This is a genomic window from Aquitalea sp. ASV11 (assembly GCF_016429185.1).
Taxonomy (GTDB): domain Bacteria; phylum Pseudomonadota; class Gammaproteobacteria; order Burkholderiales; family Chromobacteriaceae; genus Aquitalea; species Aquitalea pelogenes.
In genome coordinates this window covers 1-1,221 of record NZ_JAELUD010000147.1, presented here as the reverse complement: position 1 = coordinate 1,221, position 1,221 = coordinate 1, and the positions used below count along the sequence as shown (strand labels likewise).

Below are 1,221 nucleotides of genomic sequence, written 5' to 3'. Positions count from 1 at the left end.
ACTGCTGCCGATTTGCCCGGTGGCGCGTAATCCATTCATCAAGCAAATCACGCAGCTTGGTATCAAGGAGTAGCAGGCGTCCGAAAGTCTTGGTTGCAGGTGCGGGGGTGCGGGGCTCTTCCGGATCATCGTGGCGGCGATGAATGGTGAGCGATGCTGGCTCGACACTGAAGTCCACATCCCTTGTCTTGAGCCCGAGTACTTCACCACCACGTGGACCAAGCTCAAACTCGAGTTGCAGCATGACGTAATTGCGAAATTGGAGCTGTGGCCTGAAAGGGTTGTCACAACATCCAGGCTCGATGACCCGTAAGAACAGTGCACGTTGCTCTGGCGTGAAGCCTAGGCGCTCTCCAGGGGCGACTGAAGCATCTCGCCGTCCAGGTGCCGGTGCGACGGTGCGTGCGCGCTGGAGAAAGCTCTGCAGGGCTCCCAATGCGGCATCCCGGCGTGAGTCGTCAACGATCCGCGAAATGATGGGTTCGGATACCCAGCGAATGTAATCGGTAGCCACCCGAAATCGTAGCGCTGCATAGCCAGGGCCGACTACGCGTTGTGTCCCATTCTTCTGCGTCCGGCGACAGTAATCGGATAGTGCTACCAACTCCTCCTGGCTTAGGAACTGACGTTTGGCTGCCCGTTCGTCGAGTTGGATACCATGCTTAGCAAAGAAAGTGTAAGCAAGGGCTAAGGCGGAGAGCCGTTGGCGGATGCTGCTGGCTTTCAGGCCCTTTGGCCGGAACTGGGTCAGAACAAAACGGGTTGCGAGGGGAACCGGTAGTCCGAGGGGACTACCGGACACGAGCAGGGGGATGTGTTCACCGGACTGCATCCGCACTTCTCGAATGAAAAACGTGGTCACCGCACTTCTCCTGACTCATCAGATGACAGGACTTTACGACAGCTGCACGGTTCCGGTGATGTGAATTATGGGCGTAAAGAAAAAGACCGGAAAAACCAAGTGCAATCTATTGATTACACAGAGTATTTCCAGTTTAATTTAACAATCTAACATGTGGTTCCGGTTAGAACGGGATGTCGTCATCCATGTCGTCCAGCTTCGGTGCCGGTTTGGCTTCCATGCGGCGCGGGGCGGCCGGTGCTGCGGCCGGGCGGGATTGCGCTGCCGGTTCGCCGTAGGCGTAGTTGTCGTCCATGGACGAGCCGCCTTCGCGTTTGCCGCCTTGCAGGCTCAGTTCGTTCACGCGCACATCCGGCGAC

1 protein-coding gene and 1 pseudogene are annotated in these 1,221 nt (G+C 57.2%); both read right to left on the bottom strand.

Going from position 1 to position 1,221, the window contains the following annotated elements:
• A partial coding sequence (locus tag JHD62_RS22700) for a hypothetical protein (protein ID WP_233161150.1) occupies positions 1-244 on the bottom strand: 244 nt, incomplete at its 3' end.
• 781 nt (positions 245-1,025) lie between these two features.
• A pseudogene (locus tag JHD62_RS21355) lies at positions 1,026-1,221 on the bottom strand (single-stranded DNA-binding protein); the annotation flags it as partial.